The sequence below is a fragment of the Ensifer sp. 2TAB8 genome (assembly GCF_052115125.1).
GTDB lineage: Bacteria > Pseudomonadota > Alphaproteobacteria > Rhizobiales > Rhizobiaceae > Ensifer.
Genome location: NZ_JBFRGB010000033.1, coordinates 43,968 through 64,107 on the forward strand (window position 1 = coordinate 43,968; position 20,140 = coordinate 64,107).

Annotated in this window: 14 protein-coding genes and 1 pseudogene; 8 read left to right on the top strand and 7 right to left on the bottom strand. The window is 59.6% G+C overall.

The genetic code is table 11. The features are described 5' to 3' along the window. Positions 1-121: 121 nt before the first annotated feature. From AB4Z53_RS31780 to AB4Z53_RS31790, 3 genes are all read right to left on the bottom strand, one after another. The gene (locus AB4Z53_RS31780) at positions 122-2,170 is read right to left on the bottom strand and encodes an alpha-amylase family protein (RefSeq protein WP_441599296.1); all 2,049 of its coding nucleotides are present in this window, start codon (positions 2,168-2,170) and stop codon (positions 122-124) included. Between the two features lie 79 nt (positions 2,171-2,249). Then, complete coding sequence (locus AB4Z53_RS31785; protein WP_441599297.1) at positions 2,250-4,526, bottom strand: NADP-dependent malic enzyme; 2,277 nt, start codon at positions 4,524-4,526, stop codon at positions 2,250-2,252. A 202-nt stretch (positions 4,527-4,728) separates the two neighbouring features. Further along, positions 4,729-5,985 (bottom strand): glycerate kinase type-2 family protein, encoded by a 1,257-nt coding sequence (locus AB4Z53_RS31790; protein ID WP_441599298.1) that lies wholly within the window; start codon positions 5,983-5,985, stop codon positions 4,729-4,731. Between the two features lie 187 nt (positions 5,986-6,172). Here AB4Z53_RS31790 and AB4Z53_RS31795 point away from each other — a divergent pair, with 187 nt between their 5' ends. The 3 genes from AB4Z53_RS31795 to glcF are packed head-to-tail and all read left to right on the top strand — an operon-like array spanning position 6,173 to position 10,130. Further along, positions 6,173-7,612 (top strand): FAD-linked oxidase C-terminal domain-containing protein, encoded by a 1,440-nt coding sequence (locus AB4Z53_RS31795; protein ID WP_441599299.1) that lies wholly within the window; start codon positions 6,173-6,175, stop codon positions 7,610-7,612. After that, complete coding sequence (gene glcE, locus AB4Z53_RS31800) at positions 7,609-8,817, top strand: glycolate oxidase subunit GlcE (protein WP_441599300.1); 1,209 nt, start codon at positions 7,609-7,611, stop codon at positions 8,815-8,817. Before AB4Z53_RS31795 ends, glcE begins: the two co-directional genes overlap by 4 nt. Beyond that, a complete protein-coding gene (gene glcF, locus AB4Z53_RS31805; protein ID WP_441599301.1) occupies positions 8,817-10,130 on the top strand; it encodes a glycolate oxidase subunit GlcF in 1,314 nt (437 codons plus the stop codon). Before glcE ends, glcF begins: the two co-directional genes overlap by 1 nt. Before the next feature lie 597 nt (positions 10,131-10,727). Here the strand turns inward: glcF and AB4Z53_RS31810 are convergent. From AB4Z53_RS31810 to AB4Z53_RS31820, 3 genes are all read right to left on the bottom strand, one after another. Continuing rightward, positions 10,728-11,150, bottom strand: a complete 423-nt coding sequence (locus AB4Z53_RS31810) for a GlcG/HbpS family heme-binding protein (RefSeq protein ID WP_192358135.1) — start codon at positions 11,148-11,150, stop codon at positions 10,728-10,730. Positions 11,151-11,353: 203 nt separating this feature from the next. Continuing rightward, positions 11,354-12,151 carry an IclR family transcriptional regulator gene (locus AB4Z53_RS31815; RefSeq protein WP_441599302.1) on the bottom strand — a complete coding sequence of 266 codons (798 nt, stop codon included), beginning with the start codon at positions 12,149-12,151 and terminating at the stop codon, positions 11,354-11,356. 118 nt (positions 12,152-12,269) lie between these two features. After that, positions 12,270-13,145 (bottom strand): 2-hydroxy-3-oxopropionate reductase, encoded by an 876-nt coding sequence (locus AB4Z53_RS31820; protein WP_441599303.1) that lies wholly within the window; start codon positions 13,143-13,145, stop codon positions 12,270-12,272. Positions 13,146-13,315: 170 nt separating this feature from the next. Between AB4Z53_RS31820 and AB4Z53_RS31825 the strand changes: the two genes are divergently transcribed. The 4 genes from AB4Z53_RS31825 to AB4Z53_RS31840 all read left to right on the top strand — a co-directional run bounded on the left by AB4Z53_RS31825 (position 13,316) and on the right by AB4Z53_RS31840 (position 18,344). Next, complete coding sequence (locus AB4Z53_RS31825; protein ID WP_441599312.1) at positions 13,316-14,749, top strand: aldehyde dehydrogenase family protein; 1,434 nt, start codon at positions 13,316-13,318, stop codon at positions 14,747-14,749. A gap of 229 nt (positions 14,750-14,978) precedes the next feature. Then, positions 14,979-15,698 carry a ribonuclease activity regulator RraA gene (locus AB4Z53_RS31830; protein ID WP_291156892.1) on the top strand — a complete coding sequence of 240 codons (720 nt, stop codon included), beginning with the start codon at positions 14,979-14,981 and terminating at the stop codon, positions 15,696-15,698. A 339-nt stretch (positions 15,699-16,037) separates the two neighbouring features. Continuing rightward, the gene (locus tag AB4Z53_RS31835) at positions 16,038-16,991 is read left to right on the top strand and encodes a helix-turn-helix domain-containing protein (protein ID WP_441599304.1); all 954 of its coding nucleotides are present in this window, start codon (positions 16,038-16,040) and stop codon (positions 16,989-16,991) included. A 327-nt stretch (positions 16,992-17,318) separates the two neighbouring features. Then, a complete protein-coding gene (locus tag AB4Z53_RS31840; protein ID WP_441599305.1) occupies positions 17,319-18,344 on the top strand; it encodes a porin in 1,026 nt (341 codons plus the stop codon). Positions 18,345-18,448: 104 nt separating this feature from the next. Here the strand turns inward: AB4Z53_RS31840 and AB4Z53_RS31845 are convergent. Next, a pseudogene (locus tag AB4Z53_RS31845) lies at positions 18,449-18,708 on the bottom strand (TIM barrel protein); the annotation flags it as partial. A gap of 80 nt (positions 18,709-18,788) precedes the next feature. On the opposite strand from AB4Z53_RS31845, the gene gpmI reads away from it, so the two are divergent. Next, a partial coding sequence (gpmI, locus tag AB4Z53_RS31850) for a 2,3-bisphosphoglycerate-independent phosphoglycerate mutase (RefSeq protein ID WP_441599306.1) occupies positions 18,789-20,140 on the top strand: 1,352 nt, incomplete at its 3' end.

Below are 20,140 nucleotides of genomic sequence, written 5' to 3' on the forward strand. Positions count from 1 at the left end.
AGCACAGTGACAATCCGCGACTTCATGGGCGTCGTAGGCCGTTCGGACGACGCTTGCGAACGGCCCGATAGACACGTCTGGTCGTTAGGGGCTGCGACCTCCGCTTGGGCGCACGCTGTTGTTATGGCGACGTAGGGACAAAGAGGACCTCGAACAGCTCGACAGGCGGCAGTTCGATAATCAGATCGTCACCTTCCCGTTTCGTCTCCGGCGGCCGCTGTGAAACCAAGAGCTTCGGCGATCCCGATCCGTCGCGGACCCGGAGACTTCCTCCGGTAATCCGAACATGCGGCCCGAATGTTCTGCGCCGTGCCCCGGACTGATTTATTACGTGGATGACCTCACCGCCGTCGACCTTCCCAACGATTACCTCGACTTGCTCGGGCAGATTGGCGGAAACGCGGGCTTTGACCAGATCGTCGATTGTCGAGAGGAAGTAGTCTCTTATCGCGGTCGTGCCAAACTCGTGATACGTGCGCCCCACTGTCCAGGGGATCTGGACAACTACTCCTTCGCCACTCGACATACGAACAGCTCCCGGTTCGCCACTGCTGATATGGCCGTAGCATTTTTCAGGTGGCCCGTAAGGCGCTTGAGGGAGGAGGTGACTGGACTTCCTGCTCGACGGCTTCCAGACAAAGCTTGCGTGTTCGCCGAAGACGGGAACGATCGCACCACCGTATTGGAACGCGCTGGCGTTCGGCTGTGCGCTGTCGGAGATGTAGGTTGCCCAAAGTTCAATTCCGGACTTGGGGCTGGATGCCCTCATCGCGGCCGGAGCCGAAGAAAGTTCGATCCCTCCTTCCGAAGTCACAGCGCTGCTTCCCGTGAGCACGAGACTGCCGCCCCGTACGACATAATCATCCAGGCATTCAGCCGCCATGCCCACTTCACCGAGGTCGGGAAGGATTATCGTCGAATAGCGCGCCAGACTTCCGTCACCGGCTATCGTTGCGATCAACTCGGCGGCAAGCACGTCGAAGGGAATGTGCTTCTCCTTCAGTATGGAATAGAGCCCCCGAAACTCCGAGACGGAATCGACGTATCCTTCCTCCGCCTTGCGTAAGGGATCGGGTCGGATCAGCGCGACCGTTGAGCCCGGACGGTAGTCACTGTAGATGGCGCGGTTATCTTGGTAGAACCTCTGGATTTCGCCTGCAATCGGCAGATTCGCGTACGGGATGCGCCCTGGCGCGCCCATCAGGTACGTTGACGGATTGCCACCTCGCGCGATCGCCTGGAGCAGATACTGCGCGAAATGCTCGGGCTGCTCGCCTGCCATCCTGTAGGGCATGTCGACGAAGGAGGTTGAATTCACCAGGATGGACGAAGTCGGCATGCCCGTTCGGTAGACGCTCACGGCTTCCGATGTCGCGTGATGCCAGGGTTCGCGTCCGACGCCATTGTTGGCCTCATAGTAGATGATCGGCGACCTGCGGCTCATGATCAGGGCAACGCCGGGATTCTTCTCCTCTATGTGCTTTGCCAGTCTGTCAACAAGTCCCTGGAGGACCCCTGTGGCAAACCGCAACCACAGTGAGTAGCTGGGGTGTTGGGGTGTGTCGGGGATTTCCGCGTCGCCGGCGAAGGCCGCGAACGCAGTCTTGCATTTTTCGCAGTGACAGACCCCGTGATAGTTACGGCTATAGTCGAATTCCGAAAAGCGGAACCAATTGACGAAAAAGCCGCCGATTTCATAGCGGTCTAGAATTTCATCGATGATGTCGAACGACCGATGCTGATAATAGTCCCCACAGGGGCAGGTTGTGTACAACGTATTGTAGATTTGAGCTTTCCCATTCGGAGACTTGAAAAGCCAGTCCGGGTGTTCTTGGGCAATCCGGGTCGAGACCTTGGAGAAATCCATTCGGGCCAGCACCCTGACATTGCGCCTTCTCGCGGCGGCGACCGCATCTCCAATCAGATCGCCTGATGGGCGCTCCTTGAGGAATGGGACGCGGGTCTGGAACGGGAGGTCCGTCGGATAGAAGGATGCGATCCCCCCGACGTTGAGAAGCCAAGTATCGGCCCCTTGAGCTTCGATGAAGTCAAGCGCCTGCTCGACGTCCATCGTTGCATCGATCTCCTGGATGTTAGTCTGCACATTTGAGAAGGCCCGCGTCCACCACCGGTCGGAGGTCTCGTCGACAGTCGTGTCCTTTTCAATCATCACGTATCGCCTTTACCAATGGAGTTAAAAGGAACCTCGAGAACACCCCTCCGGCGACTGACCGCCACCACGTGAATTGTTACTCGCCTGCGTTGTAGGCCGCGATAGTCGCCAAATTGACAATCTCCGTGTCCTTCGCGCCGATCGAGGTGATCTGAACAGATTTGTCGAGACCGAGTAGCAGGGGGCCGATCACCGTCGCAGCGCCGAGCTCGTGCAACATCCGGGTGGCAATCGACGCGGAATGGATTGCCGGCATCACCAGCACGTTCGCCGGAGCTGAGAGCCGGCAGAAAGGATACTGCTCCATCCGGTGCGGATTGAGCGCTACGTCAGCGGCCATTTCGCCGTCGTATTCGAACTCCACCCGCCGCTGATCCAGGATTGCGACCGCCTCCCGCACCCGTTGCGAACGTTCGCCAATCGGCTGACCGAACGTGGAGTAGGCTAGTAGCGCGACACGCGGTTCGTAGCCCATGCGCTTGGCAACGCGCGCGGCTTCGGTGGCGATGTCGGCGATATCCTCCGCATTTGGCATGTCATGAACCGCCGTATCGGCGACAAAAATGGTGCGCCCTCTCGCAACGACAAGAGAAATCCCGATCACCTTGTGTCCGGGTTTGGTGTCGATGCACCGGCGAATATCCTGCAATGCGGTTGCGTAATTCCGCGTTGTCCCGGTCACCATGGCGTCGGCATCGCCGATAGAAACCATCGTCGCCGCAAAGTGATTGCGGTCATTGTGGATCAGACGTTGAGCGTCTCGATGGAGAAAGCCTTGACGCTGCAGGCGGGCATAGAGGTGTTCGACATAGGCATCCACCCGGTGCGAAAGGCGCGCGTTGACGACTTCGATGCCCGGCCGGTCGAGCTCTATGCCGGCTCTTTCCGCCGTGGCACGGATCAGGTCGTCGCGACCGAGCAGGATCGCTGTTCCGAGGCCCTGGTTGCAGAACGAAATCGCCGCGCGCATGACTTGCTCTTCCTCCGCCTCTGCGAAGACAACGCGCTTGGGGAAGCGGCGAACCCGTTCGTAGAGACCTTGGGTGGTGGCGGCGATCGGGTCGCGGCGGGCGGAAAGCTGGCGGCCATAGGCTTCGAGGTCGGTGATCGGTTTGCGGGCGACGCCGCTTTCCATCGCCGCCTTCGCGACCGCCATCGGGATCGCCGAAATCAGCCGTGGATCGAAGGGGACCGGGATGATGTATTGCGGACCGAAACGCGGACGGTTGCCCTGGTAGGCTGCGGCGACATCGTCAGGAACGTCTTCCTTGGCAAGGCTCGCCAGCGCTTCAGCCGCTGCGATCTTCATCTCGTCGTTGATGGTCGTCGCGCGCACGTCTAGCGCGCCACGGAAGATATAGGGGAAGCCGAGCACGTTGTTGACCTGGTTCGGATAGTCAGAACGGCCGGTGGCGACGATCGCGTCGTCGCGGATGCGGGCGACTTCTTCCGGCGTGATTTCCGGATCCGGGTTGGCCATGGCGAAGATGATCGGCCGCGGCGCCATCGAGCGCACCATGTCTTCCGAAAGGGCGCCCTTTGCCGAGAGGCCGAAGACCACGTCGGCGCCGTCGAGCGCTTCGGCGAGCGTGCGGCGGTCGGTCTTGACCGCATGCGCCGACTTCCACTGGTTCATGCCCTCGGTGCGGCCTTCGAAGATCACGCCCTTGGTGTCGCAGAGGATGATGTTGTCAGAGGCAAAACCCATCGACTTGATGAGCTCGATGCAGGCGATTGCCGCCGCACCCGCACCGTTGCAGACGAGCTTGGTCGTCTTGAAGTCGCGGCCGGTCAGCGCCAGCGCGTTGATGAGGCCCGCCGCGGCGATGATCGCCGTGCCGTGCTGGTCGTCATGAAACACCGGGATGTCCATGACCTCGCGCAGCTTCTGCTCGATGATGAAACAGTCCGGCGCCTTGATGTCTTCGAGGTTGATGCCGCCGAAGGAGGGGCCGAGGAAACGCACGCAATTGATGAACTCGTCGACGTTTTCGGTATCGACTTCAAGGTCGATGGAGTCGACGTCGGCAAAGCGCTTGAACAGCACGGCCTTGCCTTCCATGACAGGCTTTGACGCAAGCGCACCGAGATTGCCGAGGCCGAGGATGGCTGTGCCGTTCGAGATGACCGCCACCATGTTGCCACGACCCGTATAGTCGTAGGCGGAGGCCGGGTCCGCCGCGATGGCCTTTACCGGAAAGGCGACGCCCGGCGAATAGGCAAGCGACAGGTCGCGCTGTGTCGCCATCGGTTTGGTCGGGTTGATTTCGAGCTTGCCCGGTCGGCCCTCGGCATGGAAGTCGAGTGCTTCCTGTTCGGTCACCGATGCACGCGTGCGAGTGAGCTTGTCCATGGCGTCTTCCTCTTTGTAGTCTGAAGTCAGGGTCGGTTGTTGGTGTTGTGAGACGCGTCGCTGCAGAAACGGGGCAGGGGGCGTTTTGCATTCCGTCAGCTTTAAGGAGATCGCGGTCGCCGTGGCTTCCTAGTCGCCAACTTTTCCACCTGATGGAAAGCGGGCAGAGCCAATGTGCGATCCACACTGACGGGGCTTGAGGTCACGTGACGAGCACGGCGCGGAAGTCGTTGACGTTCGTGCCGGTCGGACCAGTGTGGAAGGCATCGCCAAGGGCGGCGAAGCCCGAAAAGCTGTCATTCTCGAGAAGCAGCTTCGCTCCATCGAGTCCTAGAGCCCTTAGACGTCGCACGGTGGTGCCGTCGGCGAAAGCGCCCGCGTTCTGTTCAGACCCGTCGATTCCGTCAGTGTCGGCGGCTAGCACGGTAATGTCGAAGCCGTCTATTGCCAGTGCGACCGCCAGTGCAAACTCGCCATTGCGCCCACCTCTTCCGTGCTTGCCGCGTAACGTGACAGTGGTTTCGCCACCAGATAACAGGACGACCGGCTTTGCAAACGGCCGGTCGCGCAACAGGATCTCTCGGGCGATGGCGGCATGGACGAGCGCCGCTTCACGCGCTTCACCTTCGATCGAATCCGAAAGAATTTGCGCGGCAACGCCCTGCGTGCGGGCCACTTCGGCTGCGGCCTCGAGCGACTTTGCCGCCGAGGCGACGATGAAGTGCTCGTGACGAGCGAAGATGGGATCATCGACCTTTGGCGCATCGGCGGCTGGCGAATGGAGATGAGCAAGCATCGCGTCGGGGAGTTTCAGCCGGTATTGCTCGACAATCGCGATCGCGTCTTGTCTCGTCGAAGCGTCTGGAATGGTTGGGCCCGATGCGACGAAGGCCGGGTTGTCGCCAGGAATGTCTGAGACGATGAGACTAACCACACGCGCCCGTGTTTTCGCGGCGAGACGACCGCCCTTGATCGTCGAGAGATGTTTCCGAACTACGTTCATAGCTGAGATGGGAGCGCCAGAAGCCAAGAGCGCCTTGTTCAACGCGATCTCGTCCTCCAGCGTCACCCCGTCCGGCGGGGCAGGCAGCAAAGCTGACCCGCCGCCGCAAATCAGGGCGATCACGAGATCCTTTTCGGTGAGATGTATGATTGTCTCTTCAAGACGCCTCGCGCCGATCAGGCCGGCGGCGTCAGGAACGGGATGCGAAGCCTCCAGAACCTCAATCGACTGGGTCGGACATCCGAAACCGTATCGAGTGACCACGACCCCAGTCAGAGGTTTTGGCCAAAGTCGTTCCAGCGCCGCCGCCATTTGGGCTGCTCCCTTGCCGGCGCCGACCACAACGGTTCTTCCTTCGTGGGGCGGCGCGGGCAGGTGCCTCTTCATACCCGTTGTCGGATCCGCCGCCGCGACGGCGGCGGCGAACAAGTCGGTTAAGAGCGATCTGCTTTCCATACCCCACTCCAGCATGCAGCTTGGCTTGTGTTCCTTGAACGGTGGCATGATTAGCGTTGAGTCCGGGTCTGGTTAACCGGCTCCCCTGCCTTTTCCGCATCGTGGAAAGTTCAAAGCCGAATGCAGAAGCTCCGCGATCAATCCGCTACATCGGTCATAACCATTGTTTTGCTGCTCCAGGACCCCCATGATCGCTGAGCAAATTAGATTTCTACCGCCACGCGAGGCTGTGATCGCGAACAGAAAATCGATTCTGGCCGACCTAGCCAGTCTACTGCCGACGGATTGCCTAGTGCATGAGGCGCGGGAGCTGGTTCCCTTTGAAACGGACGCATTTGTATCCTATCGGCAATTGCCGCTCGCCGTCGTTCTGCCCAGAACGACGGAACAGGTCGCCGCAGTGACGCGCTATTGCTATAGGAATGGAATTCCCATTGTCCCGAGGGGCGCGGGTACCTCGCTGTGCGGCGGCGCGATACCTCAGCAAGACGCGGTCGTGCTCGGTCTTTCCAGGATGTCACGCATTCTGGAGTTGGACTATGTCAACCGCGCCGCGACGGTCCAAGCTGGAGTGACGAACTTAAGCATCTCGGAAGCCGTCAGCGCCGATGGCTTCTTTTATGCGCCTGACCCGAGCTCGCAGCTCGCCTGCACGATCGGCGGCAACATCGGCATGAATTCCGGCGGCGCGCACTGTTTGAAGTATGGGGTCACCACCAACAATCTGCTTGGCGTCAAGATGGTCCTGGTTGATGGCACGGTCATCGAACTTGGCGGCAAGCACCTGGACGCGGCGGGTTACGATCTGCTTGGCCTTGTCTGCGGGTCGGAGGGACAGCTCGGTATCATCACTGAGGCGACGGTCAGGCTGATTGCCAAGCCGGAGGGTGCACGGCCGGTCTTGTTCGGCTTCGAAACTTCGGAGGAGGCGGGCGCCTGCGTCGCCGATGTGATCGGGGCCGGAATTATTCCCGTTGCGATCGAGTTCATGGACAAGCAGGCCATCGAGATTTGTGAAGCTTTTGCCCAGGCGGGTTATCCGCTCGATGTGGGTGCACTCTTGATCGTTGAAGTCGAGGGGGCCGATGCCGACATGGAGGCGATGCTTGAAAGCATCGTCGAGATCGCACATCGCCATGGCGTCAAGACGGTACGAGAAAGTCAGTCTGCCACGGAGGCCGCACTGATCTGGAAAGGCCGAAAGTCCGCCTTCGGTGCGACCGGTCGCATCGCCGATTACATTTGCATGGACGGGACGGTGCCTCTAGGCAAGCTCCCCTATGTCCTCAACAAGACCTCCGAAATCATCGAGAGGTTTGGATTGAGGGTCGCAAACGTCTTCCATGCTGGCGACGGCAATATGCATCCGCTGATTTTGTTCAATGCCAATGATCCGGACGATGCAGCCAAGGCAGAGGCCGCTGGCAATGAGATACTAAAGCTCTGCGTCGATGCCGGTGGTTGCCTCACCGGTGAGCACGGAGTCGGGATCGAGAAACGTGATCTCATGCGACATCAATACTCCGACGCGGACCTCAATCAGCAGATGGCGGTGCGGTCCGCCTTCGATGAAGACTGGATCCTGAACCCGTCAAAGGTTTTTCCGTTAGATGGACGCCCAGCATGACAACATTGATACCGGCCAGTGATCTCGAGGCGGCCGAAATGGTGCGCGCAGCAATGACGGATGGGACGCCACTTTCCGTTGCTGGCGGATCTACCCGCTCTAACTTCTACGTTGGCGCGCCCGCCCGGACGGTCCTGCGATCCACTGGCCTCGTGGGAATCGTCGACTATGAGCCTCAAGAGATGGTCATGACCGTCAGAGCCGGCACGCCGGTGGCGGAGGTGGAGGCGGCCCTCGCGGAAAAGAGACAGATGATGGCTTTTGAGCCGATGGACCCTCGGGCAGTCTTGGGGACGTCGGGCGAGCCAACGATCGGCGGTGTGTTCGCGGCCAATGTGTCAGGTCCCCGTCGCTTTGTTTCGGGGGCGGCCCGCGACGGTCTGCTCGGCGTACGTTTCATCAATGGCAGGGGAGAGGCGATCCGGGCAGGCGGTCGCGTGATGAAGAATGTCACCGGCCTCGACCTTGTGAAACTTCTCGCCGGCTCCCATGGCACGCTTGGTTTCATGACCGAAGTGACGTTCCGCGTCCAACCGCTGCCGGCGGCAATCGAGACGATTGTGGTCTCAAGCTTCGATGGTGTTGACCCCGTAAAGGCTATGTCGACTGCGATGGCGATGCCGGTCGAAGTATCGGGAGCGGCCTACCTGCCAGCAAGCGTCAAGGAGAGCTTCCGTGGCGGTGCGCTTCGGGACAGCGAAGCGGTTGTTCTTCGCCTCGAAGGCACCGCAGCCTCCGTTTCTGCGCGGGCCGAGAAACTTGTCGCCGCGATGGAGAGCTTTGGCTCGACATCTCGTCTTGGATTGGACGAAAGCCAGGTGCTCTGGAGTGAGATTCGAGACGTCCACCCTTATGCCGACGGTACGCGGCGACCGCTCTGGCGTATCTCCGTCGCACCCTCTGCCGGAGTCCAGCTCGTCGCTGCGCTGCGGCTGAAGACCGATGTCGACGCATACTTCGACTGGCAAGGTGGCCTGATCTGGATGCGAATGGAAACCAATCCCCAAGCGGAGCTGCTCAGACGGCAGATCAGCGCCCTCGGCGGAGGACATGCAACGCTCATGCGGACGTCTGACGCGGTAGCCGCCGAAACTCTGGCTTTCGAACCCTTGGCGCCCGCGGTAGCCGCGCTTTCAGCGCGCATAAAGATGAAGCTCGACCCAGCCGACATTTTCTGCCCCGGCAAGATGGGAGGAACCGTCTAGTGCAAACCTCCTTCACACCTGCGCAACTTGCCGACCCGCATGTGGCAGAATCCGAGAAGATCCTACGCCGCTGTGTACATTGTGGCTTCTGCACCGCCACCTGTCCCACCTATGTGACGCTCGGTAACGAGCTCGACAGCCCCCGAGGACGCATTTATCTTATTAAGGACATGCTGGAACATGGCCGCCCCGCCGACGAGGAGGTCGTCACACATATCGACCGCTGTCTCTCCTGCCTTTCTTGCGTCACAACCTGCCCGTCCGGCGTCGACTACATGCATCTGGTCGACAATGCTCGCGTCCACATTGAGAACACTTACAGACGCCCGCTGATCGATCGGATGCTCCGCAGCCTGCTTGCTGCTGTACTGCCATATCCGAACCGATTTCGCGCGGCTCTCTCTTTGGCGAAATTCGCTCGGCCCTTTGCTCCAATTTTCAGTCGTATACCTGCACTGAAGCCACTCGGGGCGATGCTGGATCTTGCACCGACCTCCATCGTCACTTCCGCTTCATCGACCGTTGGTGCCGTACCGGCCGGCGCTCAAAAGCGTGGTAGGGTGGCGATCCTCTCCGGCTGCGCGCAGCCAGTCCTGGATCCCGGTATCAATGAGGCAACGTTTCGTCTGCTGGACAGGTTCGGTGTGGAGGTGGTGGTGCCACAAGGGGAGGGATGTTGTGGCGCGCTGGTGCACCATATGGGCCGCGAGCAGCAGGCCCTCGACTTCGCCCGCCGCAACGTCGATGTGTGGATGCGAGAAATCGAAACCGGTGGCTTGGACGCCATAATCATCACCGCATCGGGCTGCGGCACGACGATCAAGGACTATGGGCATATGCTCCGTCTCGACCCCATGTATGCGGAACGGGCGGCAAAGGTCTCTAGTCTCGGCAAGGACATCACCGAGTATCTCTCGACACTTGACCTCCCAAAACAGGAACCGAAGCAGCTCGCCGTCGCCTATCACTCCGCCTGCTCGATGCAGCACGGCCAAAAGATCACCATGCTCCCCAAGAACCTTCTGAAAAACGCAGGTTTCACCGTTCGTGATCCGGCGGAAGGCCATCTCTGCTGCGGTTCGGCCGGCACCTACAATATCTTTCAGCCGGAGATCTCAGCGCAGTTAAAGGCCCGCAAGGTGAAGAACATCGAGAAGACGAAGGCGGATATCATCGCCACCGGCAACATCGGCTGCATAACGCAGATCGCTTCGGGAACGGCGCTTCCGATCGTGCACACGGTCGAACTGCTCGACTGGGCCTATGGGGGGCCGAAGCCGAAAAAGCTCACGGCACTTGGAGTTGAAGGCTAACGATCTACGCGATCGACCACTGTTGAGCGAAGTACAAGCCATAGCGAAAGCAGCGGTATATTCAGCGGAGGCTAGGGGTCTTTCGCGCCAGAATTGGTCACCGTGAGCGGCGATAGCCGTACTCCGGGTGTGGCCTCAATTCAGCTGGGCCGATGGGGGCTAGGCCGACTTTTCAAAATTTTCTCCATGAAATGATTGAGCGCGTTCGCCAGATCCGGTGAAACTCCGTCGATCGCTTAGCTAAAACCGCGCGCGAGAAACAGTCTTATTGGGATTGGCGTCTCGGGTGACACCGCTTTGGCTCCCGCGCAACTGCTTGCCCCATACCGGCGCCTAGGCCTTTCCCGCGGAAACAGAATTCGACAGAGCTTCAAGCTGGGACTTCAGCGCAGCAGTCGTTTCTTCCTTAAGTACGGTTGCTTGTAGAGCCGTGTGGTCAATAATGTCTCTCACGCTCGAAAGTGCGAGACATCGCTCGGCGGCGCTTGCGTCAATCGGCCGCCGCCTTCTTGATGTTCTCGATCGGCGTCTGCCTTCAGCAGGCAGCGCGACACCAACGTAGTCGCGCTGCGGAGGACCGAGGATCCTAGGGCTCGGTCAGAGAGACGATAGAAAGCGATCAATACCCGCTTGCGCACACTCGGTATCTTGTGCGGGTGTCCCCGAACTAATACCGATGGCGCCGACCACTTCACCTTCGACGACAACCGGCAACCCGCCAGCCACAATCATCAGCCGCCCGCCGATCGCGGCGTTGATGCCATATGCCGGGCTGCCTGGCTGACTGGCCACGCCGTAGCTTTCGGTTGTGCGCTTCGCGCCTGCAGCAGTGAAAGCCTTGTCCTGCGCGATTATGGAGCTGGTTATCTTTCCGCCGTCCATCCGTTCGAATGCGATCAGTTGTCCAGATTCGTCAGTGATGGCGATGCACATCGGTACGCCGATTTCGACCGATTTCTCGCGTGCCCCCTTGATGAGTACGCGCGCATCTTCCAGGCTCAGTCTCTTTACAGTCAGCATGATTTTCCTTTCTAAGAACCATGTAGGTCGGCGCTCGTCATCGGCCACGATGAGGGGCTGCCGTCGCACGGGCAGCGGGGTGTTCCGGGCGCCGAATGCCGTTCGATACGAGTCACGGCGTGGAAGGGACAATCGAAGTTCTGGGTTTTTCACCATGCGGAATGTGTGCGGCCGCACTTCAAACTGACATTCGGCCGGAACTATTACATCGACCGCATCAACTCAGCGGAGCCGGTCACCGCAGCTGTGATTTTTCGCGCCGTATCGACAACATAAGGCGCGAGCTGGTCGATGCGTTCGGCCGGCATTCGGTCGACCTGTCCGGAAATCGAGATCGCACAGATGGCTTCAGCACGCTCATTGTAGACGACACCGGCAATGCACCTGACGTTGCTACGGTTCTCGGCGTTGTCGATCGCATAGCCGTTCGCTCGCACGGTTTCGAGTTCGAGACGAAGTGCCTCGAGCCGCGTTATCGAATGCGACGTCTTTCTGAACATTCGCCGCAGTTCGACGATCTCCTCGATATCCTCGGAGGGGTAGGTCGATAGAATCGCCTTCCCCATAGCCGATGATGTCATGGGCACGCGTCCTCCAATGCGGCCAATCGACCGTACGATCTGTCTGCTTGGGACCTGAGAGACAAGGGTGATCTCGCCATCGTCCGCCATTCCCAGGTTCGCCGTTTCCTTCGTCTGGTCGCGAAGACGCTGGAGAAACGGTTGGGCCAGCGACACGAAGCTTGCCCTACGCAAGAAGGCCGAGCCGATGTTCAACATCGCCAGGCCAATGTGCCACCTCGCCGTGCGAGGGTCGAATTGAACATGGCGGCGTTTCTCGAGCGTGGTGAGCAGGCGGTGCGTGGTCGACGGGGACAGCCGCGCCTCACGCCCGAGTTGCGACAAACGGCATCCTTCATCATGCTGGCTAAGCAGTTCAAGCAAGAACATCGCTCGGTCGACCGACTGGACTGATCCCGATCTCGCAGCCTCATCCATCATGGTCCACTCCTCCCAGGAACCGATGTCGACGACGGAACTTCAAAGCCTAAAACGCTGGCGAGCCGAACCATTGACAGGCAATCGCCGCGCCAAACGGCTCGTCCCAACCGGCGCCAGCTCATTGCGTTTCGACCAGATCCCGGATCTCCAGAAAGAGCGCGGAATGGTCGCGGTCACCGTTACCCTTTTTCAAGGCAGTGGACATGAGCTCGCGCGTAGCGGATGTGTTGGGGATCTTAACTCCGAGGGCCTGCGCGGCGTCTGTTGCCAAACTAAGATCCTTGTGATGAAGGCGAAGGGCGAAGCCCGGATCGAACGTCTTGTCGATCATTCTCTTGCCGTGAACCTCCAGGATGCGTGAGTGGGCGAAGCCACCCAGCAGCGCCTCACGAACCTTCTCGAGGTTTGCACCCGCCTGTTCAGCCAGGACCAGCGCCTCGCTGACGGCTTCGATCGTGAGGCCCACGATAATTTGGTTGGCAACCTTCGCTACTTGGCCGGCACCGTTCGCGCCGACGAGCGTGATGTTCTTGCCCATCGTCTCGAACAAAGGTCGCGCACGGGAAAACTGCTCTTCGTCACCGCCAACCATGATCGAAAGCGTTCCGTTTTTTGCTCCAATTTCACCGCCCGACACCGGAGCATCGAGATATCGAGCACCCTTGGCTTCGACTCGCTTTGCGAAGTCACGGGTGGCTACCGGATCGATCGAACTCATGTCGATGACAAGGGCGCCGGGGGAGAGGCCTTCGCAAACACCCGCTTGCCCGAAGAGCACGGCCTCGACGTCGGGCGTGTTTGGCAACATTAAGATCACGAACTCCGCACCTTGGGCGGCCATCGCGGGGGTATCGACGCCAACCCCTCCCAATTCGACCAGGTTGCTCGATGCAGCCTTGACGCGATTAAGGCGGACTTGATGCCCCGCCTGGATCAGCCGTTCCGCCATTGGCCGGCCCATGGTTCCCAAACCGATAAATCCGATAACAGACACGATGGCTCCTCACCTCAATTGGTTTACGCAAATATTGACAACTTCATCGCACAAATTACAAATCAGTGTCAATTGTCTGGATTCGGCAGTGAGCGATCCCGACGTTGTAAGTTCCTGTCTACTTCAGAGGTAGGCATTTACTCGGACCAAAAAAGAAAGCCATGACGAAGATGACTATTTACCAGAACCTGATTGCCGGCGAGTGGGTCGGTGACGAGGCCTCGCCAAACATTAATCCGTCGAACACGGATGACGTCGTTGGCATGTACGTGCGGGCGAGCGCCGATGACGCAAAACATGCCATCGCCGCCGCCAAGGCGGCATTTCCAACCTGGTCGCGTTCGGGAATTCTCGAGCGCCATGCCATATTGAGGAAAACCGCTGACGAGATTCTGGCTCGCAAGGACGAACTTGGCGCGTTGCTCGCTCGCGAGGAAGGCAAAATTCTTCCGGAGGCGATCGGAGAGGTCACTCGCGCAGCCCAGATCTTCGACTTCTTCGCGGGTGAAACGCTGCGTCTGACGGGCGAAGTGGTCCCATCGGTGCGCCCGAACATCGGAGTTGAGATAACCCGAGAACCACTGGGCGTCGTTGGCATCATCACGCCCTGGAACTTTCCGATCGCCATCCCGGCCTGGAAGATCGCCCCGGCGCTTTGCTACGGCAACACGGTCGTGTTCAAGCCGGCCGATCTTGTGCCGGGTTCAGCCTGGGCGATCGTCGACATCCTCCACCGTGCCGGCCTTCCGAAGGGCGTGCTGAACCTCGTCATGGGCCGGGGCTCCGTTGTTGGGCAGGTCATGCTTGAGAGTCCGGATCTCGCCGGCATCACATTTACCGGCTCCACCAGCACGGGTAAGCGCGTAGCGCTTGCCTCCATTGAGCATAACCGCAAGTTCCAGCTCGAAATGGGCGGCAAGAACCCGATGATTGTCCTGGACGATGCCGACCTAAACATTGCCGTCGAGGCCGCCGCCAACTCGGCCTTCTTTTCAACCGGTCAGCGGTGCACCGCGTCTTCCCGCCTGATCGTTACGGCTGGAATCCATGACAGGTTCGTCGCGGCGATGACCGAAAAGCTGAAGACGTTGAACGTCGACAACGCGCTGAAGACCGGAAGCCAAATTGGGCCGGTCGTTGACGACAAGCAGTTGAGGCAGGACACCGACTATATCGAGATCGGAAAGTCGGAAGGCGCCAGGCTTGCCTTTGGCGGCGAGGTGTTGAAGCGAGATACGCCTGGGTTCTACCTGCAGCCGGCGTTGTTCACCGAGGCGACGAACCAGATGCGCATTTCGCGGGAGGAAATCTTCGGTCCGGTCGCTTCTGTCATCCAGGTCAAGGATTACGACGAGGCGCTCGCCGTCGCCAACGACACGCCGCTTGGCCTGTCGGCGGGTATCGCCACGACGAGCCTGAAGTACGCCACACACTTCAAGCGTAATTCCGAGGCCGGCATGGTCATGGTCAACCTGCCTACCGCCGGCGTCGATTTCCACGTTCCCTTCGGCGGTCGCAAGGCCTCGTCGTTCGGTCCGCGCGAGCAGGGCAGGCATGCCGCCGAGTTCTTCACCATCGTGAAGACCGGCTACACGCTGGGATGAATCGTTCACTAGGCGTCATTCTGCATGTTACAACTATTGACAGATTTAACCAGATCGGTATTCTGCTTTGTATCCGGGGATGACGCCCTTACGCTCAGAGTGTCGGTGGTTCACGTTCTGCGGTTGCCGCGGTTTTCGTGTCTCTTCGCACTGATGCGGATAGAAATGCGATAGAAACCAGCGGGTAACGGGCGAATTTCCGTACGCCAATCACACGAGGAGTCTTCAATTGACAAAGCTTAAGGTCGAAACGCGCGAGAAGCTGAAACTTGTTTCGACGCCGACCATCATGACAGCTCTTTACAAGAGAGGTCTGCGAAACCAGTGGATTCAGGACGTTCACCGTATCAATCGCCAAGGTGAAACGATGGTGGGGGAGGCGTTCACGCTGAGATACATGCCGGCGAGAGAAGATCTCAATCAACTGGAGGTCTTTCGCGATCGGGAGCATCCGCAAAGAAAAGCCGTAGAGATTTGCCCCGCCGGCGCGGTCTTCGTCATCGACAGCCGCAAGGACCCACGCGCGGCTTCCGCCGGGTCGATTCTCGTCTCTAGGCTTATGGTGCGAGGCGTGGCGGGGATTGTGACGGACGGAGGGTTCCGCGACACGCCGGATCTCGAGAAACTTGACATCCCCGCCTACCACAACCGGCCTTCAGCCCCGACAAACCTCACGCTTCACCAGGCCATCGACATAAATGTCCCGATCGGATGTGGGGACACGCCAGTGTTTCCTGGCGATGTCGTGGTGGGGGATGGTGAAGGCGTGGTTGTGATCCCCGCGGCACTTGCCGACGAGATCGCATGCGAGGCCACCGAGATGACGGTGTACGAGGACTTCGTGACGGAGGAGGTTCTCAAAGGACGCTCAATTCTCGGCCTTTACCCTGCGACCGATGAGCAGAGCCTTGTTGACTTCCGCTCCTGGCGGGAAAGGGTCGGCCGCTAGGCGAATTGCCGATCGCGCCGATGAAATAGGGTGGCCACTCGGCCACCCTATTCTGCAAGAAGGGGTTGCCGTTGCGCGGCTTGGGGGAGGAGCGTACAGGCCCTTCAACGTCCCCCAAGGCTTACTTCGGTCCGTTCAAGCAGTGAACTCAACTCCCTTAGCGCGGGCGCGGTGGACCCGTACTTTGCGCCCGAAGAGCCATGGCAGGCTGCGTGGCTTTGGATTTCAGGCGGATTACCGATGAGAGTGTATTCAGGCATCCCTGAGGCTCCGAGCGGGAGTTTTGAGGCCCATTCTCGAAGCGACGTCCTTCGCGGCCTCGAGGCGCATGAACCGAACGTGCGCTGGAAGGTCTTTGGTGACGCCGGGAATTCCCCGTTCACCTTCAAAAGACAGAACCTTCCGTCAGGATCGATCACGGCCGTAGACCAGTCGGGCGCCCTTGAGGCGCATTCGCGTCGTGGCGGGGCCGAAATAGGTCTGCTGTTCGTCTTGGCGGGAGAGATCGAGGTGGCGGTTCGGCGAGGGCGGAAGGCGCTTTGCATTTCTGCCAGTCAAGTTGCAAGCCTGCGCGACTTCGCAGGCCGGCGCTTGAGTGTCCAGGCGGGAAGCTCCTGGTTGGCGTTTAGTGTCTCGGAGGCGACGCTCCGGCAGCACTTCGAGAGCGCGACCGGCAGACCGTATGTTCAAGAATTCGTCCTGACCCCGACGGGGTTCGATGAGGGGGACGGCAGCGGCTTGTACCAGACCCTTCGCGGGGCGCTGGATGATCTGAGTTCGGCGTCTCTCGGGGAGAAGCCGAATCTGGCAAAGGCGTATGAGCAACTTGCCCTCGTCAAGCTATTTACCAAGTTGCCGCACAACCTGGCCGATGCGTTCGGCTGTGGATCTCGTCCCTATGCGCCTCGCCCGTTGCTGCAAGCGGAGGTGTTCATGCGGCGGAATCTAGCCGAACCGGTTACGATAGAAGACCTGGCGGAGGCGGCGGGCTGTAGCTCGCGTACCCTTCAGCGGCTCTTCAGGAGCTACCGCGGAACATCGCCGATGGGCGTTCTCTGCAACTACCGGCTCGCCTGTGCGCACAGCACACTTCAGGCAGGTCAGGTGACGTCCATCGCCGGATTGGCGGCGAGGCTTCAATTCTCCAATCCTGGCAGGTTCTCGGTCCTCTACAAAAACGCCTATGGCTTCAAACCATCGTCCAGCCGTCGTCTTGCGAGGGATGATGGCCGCGCGCCGACGAGCGAAACCGAAAAGGCCCCGAACGGGACGCGTCTCGCGACCGACGAATAAGCAATTCACGTTTAAAGTAACAAATAATATTCTCTCTTCAGTTGCAGCAAAATATTGCTCAATATCTGATTGAGATGAAGATTCTGTTCGTGACGTAGAATATACATAATGCGACAAATATTTGTATTATTTTCGATACAAGCTACTTGTATTTGATTATGTCGGAATATTGTGGCCAGAACCCGGTTCTAATCGCTAATTTCCAATGCTAACTCCCGATCGCTGCGCATCGTCTTCGATGGCCTCCGCAGCCCGAAATGGTCCGCGAGCAGGGAGGCTCACGACCTGCCAGACCCTTGATCACCTTCAGAGGAAAGAACCGATCAAATGAGAATGAAAACTGTGCTTCTCGGCTCCGCAGCTGCCCTTCTGGCAATGAACGGCGCCCGTGCCGCCGACGCTATTGTGGCTGCTGAACCGGAACCCATGGAATACGTGCGCGTCTGCGATGCCTTCGGTGTCGGCTATTTCTACGTCCCCGGCACCGAAACATGCCTGAAGATCAACGGGTACGTCCGATTCCAGACCTCGTTCGGTCCGGACGAAGTCAACGGGCGCCAGGGCTGGGGTACCCGAGGAACCTCGGACTGGGACGCGTTTTCGCGTGCGCTCATCGTGTTCACCGCCAAGAGCGACACGGAACTTGGAACCTTGACGGGGCAGTTCGCCGGCGAGTTCAATGCTGACAACGACACCGACGTCGGCGACAGTCTGATCAATGTCGACGTGGCCTACATTCAGCTCGGAGGCTTCAAGGCCGGCTTCTTCTATAGCTGGTGGGACAAGGGACTGAACGGCGAGACCGACAAGCTTGGGAACGTCACCGAATTCAATTCGATCGCCTATGTCTACGAGGGTGAATCCTACCAGTTCGGCGCCTCGGTCGATGAACTCGAAGGCACCTCCACGAAGGCCAACGGTGTTGGTTTCGAGGGGATTGCGTCAGTCACCGTCGGCGGCGTGACGCTCGATCTGCTTGGCAGCTACGACACCGAATTTGAAGAAGGGGCGATCCGTGCGTTGATCTCCGCCGATCTCGGTCCAGGCGTTCTCCAGGCCGCAGGTATCTGGGCGTCTGACCCGAACGCATACTGGGCTGCGTCCGAATGGACCCTCGCGGCATCCTATCGCTACAATGCGACGGAGAAGCTCGCGATTACTCCGGGTATTCAATATTGGGGCGATCTCGGTTTCGCAAGCGACGCGGATCAATGGCGCGGTGGCCTGACCTTGGACTACAAGCTCACCGACGGCTTGGCTTCGCGTGTCTCGGTTCAGTACACCAGCCGCGATCTGGGCCAGGGCTCGGACGATTTCGTAAGCGGTTTCGTCCGCTTGCAGCGCGATTTCTAACTGGATGATTGTTGACCGCGCGGCCGTCGCTGCGCGGTCAACAAACGATTGAGGAGTGTCCTTGCCTCGATCATCTGGTGGCGGACCAAGAGGTCCGCCTCCGTTCAGCAAACGGACATCACGCGCTCTGCGCATAGCGAAAATATCTCGGTTTCGACGAAGCCCGCATAGCCAGCAGCTTCTACGTCTTGCCGAAGTGCGGCTATCCGATGACCCCGTTCCCCATCATCCCGCGGTCCAGGAGAAGGTCGGTTGTAGGGACGAGCAAGTCGCAGATGTAGAAGGCTTTGATCCTCTTCGATTTTCCCGCACGGGCGATCTGATCGCCCAAGGCGTGATCCCACCAGACATGATAAACGTCGATGCCCGGCAGCCGATAGCGATCAGTGCTTGACCGACGTGAAGAGATGACCGAAGACCGCAGCGGCAACTATGGAGCAGGTGGTGAGCGAAAAACGAGCGACTGTCCTGATGATCATGGATGGCTGGGGTTGGCGTGAAGAGCCGCATGGCAATGCCGTGCTGCAGGCAAACACGCCGAATTTCGATCGTCTGTGGTCGCAATGCCCGCATGCTCTGTTGACGACGCACGGTCCTGCCGTGGGTCTGCCCGAGGGACAGATGGGCAATTCCGAGGTTGGTCACCTCAACATCGGCGCCGGCCGCATCGTCATGCAGGAGCTGCCGCGTATCGACACGGCGGTCGCCGATGGCAGCCTGCGCCAACGTCTTGCCGAGAGCGGCTTGCCCGATGTGCTCGGCCGCACGGGCGGCGTGTGCCACCTCCTTGGTCTCGTATCGCCGGGTGGGGTGCACGCCCATCTGCTTCATATCGCAGCCCTTGCGCGGGCGCTTCGCGATCTTGGCATCCGTTCGGTCGTCCATGCCTTTACCGACGGACGCGACACGCCGCCCGGATTGGCCGGAGATTATCTGAAGCAACTTGCCGACGGGCTTCCCGAGGATACGGCGGTCGTCACGGTCAGCGGCCGTTTCTATGCCATGGATCGCGACAATCGCTGGGATCGCGTTGCGGCAGCCTATGCCGCGATCGTCGAGGGCAAGGGTATCCCTGCCGCTTCCGTCGAACAGGCGCTCGAGGCGGCGGCGGCGCGTGGCGAGACGGATGAATTCCTGACGCCGAGCGTGATTGGCGATTATCGCGGACTGCAGAATGGCGATGCGATCCTTTGCGCCAATTTCCGCTCGGACCGCGTCCGCGAAATCCTTTCGGCGCTGCTGCTGCCGGATTTCGACGGCTTCGAGCGGTCGCGCAAGGCGGACATTGCCCTTGGGGTCGGCATGGTTTCCTACGGCACCACGCTCGACGCCGCCATGAGGACGCTCTTTTCGCCGCAATCGCTTGCCGACGGATTGAGCGAAACGGTCTCGAAGGCTGGAAAAACGCAGATCCATCTCGCGGAAACCGAGAAATACCCGCATGTCACCTATTTCCTCAATGGCGGGCTCGAAGCGCCCCATGCGGGTGAAGTGCGCACCATGGTCCCCTCGCCGAAGGTGGCGACCTATGACCTGCAACCCTTCATGTCCGCGCCGGAACTGACCGAGAAAGTGATCACCGCCATCGACGGCGGCGAGTACGATCTTGTCGTCGTCAACTACGCCAATCCCGACATGGTCGGCCATACGGGAAGCTTGGAAGCGGCCATCGTTGCCGTYGAAACGGTGGATGCCGCGCTCGGCAAGATCTGCGAAAGTGTCCGAAGCAGGCAGGGTTCCCTCCTCGTCATCGCCGATCACGGCAATTGCGAAACCATGATCGATCCCGAGACCGG